Origin of the sequence: Clostridium sulfidigenes, from assembly GCF_000732635.1 — a bacterium.
Lineage (GTDB): Bacteria > Bacillota > Clostridia > Clostridiales > Clostridiaceae > Clostridium_J > Clostridium_J sulfidigenes.
The window spans coordinates 1-1817 of the sequence record NZ_JPMD01000073.1 but is presented as its reverse complement, the minus strand read 5'-3'; the positions used below and the strand labels follow the sequence as shown (position 1 = coordinate 1817).

The following is a 1817-nucleotide window of genomic DNA, read 5'->3' as shown; positions in this document are numbered from 1 at the left end:
AGATAAGTTTTATTTATATAACCTATCTATCATTTATAATTATATTTATTTTTTTTGGTAATTCTCCCTCAGCTTTTTTCTCTTCATTTTCATTGTTTTCTAATTTATCAATTTCATTCTTAATTTTATCCTTCATCCTATTAGTATTTTTATTTATATTTCCTATCTCATTGGATATCTTAGATTCTATATTCAATATACCTTTACTTAAGCTAGTTAATTTTTTATTATTATACGAATTAGAATTTTCATTGGGCTTAATATATCCTGATTCAACTTTTAATCTATTTTTTATATCTTTTAATCTATTTATATATTCAGTAGAATGACTTATCTCTATTAGTTCATTTAAACTAGCAGATATTATAACTCCATCCTTTACTTCATCCTCATTTACCTTATTCTTTTCTGCTTCTACTTTTTTTGCTTCAAGTTCCTCTTTTTTTCTTGTCTATTTCTTTTTGCTTCTCATTCATTAATAATTGTTGTATTTGAGCCTCTACTTCTTGGATTTTACTATTTATTTCTTCCATCTTATACTTTTTTTCTTCTGGGCTCATCTGCTTTTCTCTTAAAGCTTCCTTTTGGTGCAATAATTCTTGCTTTATCTTTTCAAAATTATTAAGTAGCTCATTTTGATTATTTTTATTATTGAATTTTAAACTTTTACCTTCTTTGTTTTCTTCATCCACCTTAATATTTTTAAACAATGCACTTGTTTTGTTAATATTATTATTTTGTGATATGTTTATTCCCATTGCATTTATTTTCATTTTCTTTATCTCCTTATTTATTTATAATGGTATTCAAAATTTCTTCTTCTTTATCTATATACTCTCTAATCTCTGGATTATTTAATAATTTTTCTCTTACAACTTCAGTTATTATTCTATTTTCATTCATTAAATCAATTAGACTTTCGGCCACTATAATATCTTCTTCTGGTTCATTATCTTTGTCTATTTTTTTTATATTATCTTTAGTTGGTTGCTTTTTAAATTTATTTAATTGTTCCTTAAAGTTTTTATTCTTGTTATTATTTAAATCATCATTAATTCTATTTGATTTATTAAGCTTTTTAACTTTCCTATTTTCATAATTTGTAAGTTTTTCAGTATCAAGATATGTTCTGTCTACCATAATACTCTCACCCCTATCAAACTCCATTACTTAATTATCGTATTCTTATATTTTATATTAATAGAATAATTATCCAAAATACTAAAATAAATAAAATTTAATTGATTTATACTATAGCTTATATTAGTTATAAAAACCCAATAAAAAAAGAACCTAGATTATAAAATCTAGATTCTTGGTGGCTCGAGCAGGAATCGAACCAGCGACACGAGGATTTTCAGTCCTCTGCTCTACCGACTGAGCTATCGAGCCACGTTAAAAACCTGGCAACAACCTACCCTCCCACACAGCTTCCCGTGCAGTACTATTGGCCTCTTGATGCTTAACCTTCGTGTTCGGTATGGGAACGGGTGTATCCATCAAAAGCATAATTACCAGATTAAATTTTCTATAAGCTTCGAATTTCTTCGTCAATTTCCTTCGTTGCGGTGCTCATTTATGTTTTATAAACTCTGCTCCTCACTCAGTCATTTCCTTGAACTTCTTGCTTCTATCAAATTTATAGAATTTGAAAACATTAATTAAATGTTCTCTCAAAATTACACAGTGAAATTTATTTCGTCTTTATTTAGATCAAGCCCTCGACTTATTAGTATGAGTCAGCTGAACATGTTACCATGCTTACACCCCTCACCTATCAACCTGGTGGTCTTCCAGGAGTCTTACTAACTTACGTT

General features: G+C 27.6%; 3 protein-coding genes, 1 tRNA gene and 2 rRNA genes. All 6 read right to left on the bottom strand.

The features are described 5' to 3' along the window. Nucleotides 1–22 precede the first annotated feature (22 nt). Nucleotides 23–196, bottom strand: a complete 174-nt coding sequence (locus IO99_RS19225; RefSeq protein WP_156964398.1) for a hypothetical protein — start codon at nt 194–196, stop codon at nt 23–25. A 232-nt stretch (nt 197–428) separates the two neighbouring features. Further along, entirely contained in the window at nt 429–773 is a 345-nt protein-coding gene (locus tag IO99_RS18585; RefSeq protein ID WP_051824314.1) for a hypothetical protein, read from the bottom strand. 13 nt (nt 774–786) lie between these two features. Continuing rightward, nucleotides 787–1140 (bottom strand): hypothetical protein, encoded by a 354-nt coding sequence (locus IO99_RS17935; RefSeq protein ID WP_035135886.1) that lies wholly within the window; start codon nt 1138–1140, stop codon nt 787–789. Nucleotides 1141–1316: 176 nt separating this feature from the next. Further along, nucleotides 1317–1392 (bottom strand) — tRNA-Phe (locus IO99_RS17930). Between the two features lie 9 nt (nt 1393–1401). Further along, nucleotides 1402–1519: ribosomal RNA gene (gene rrf / locus IO99_RS17925) — 5S ribosomal RNA — on the bottom strand. 190 nt (nt 1520–1709) lie between these two features. After that, nucleotides 1710–1817 (bottom strand): 23S ribosomal RNA (locus tag IO99_RS17920); the annotation flags it as partial.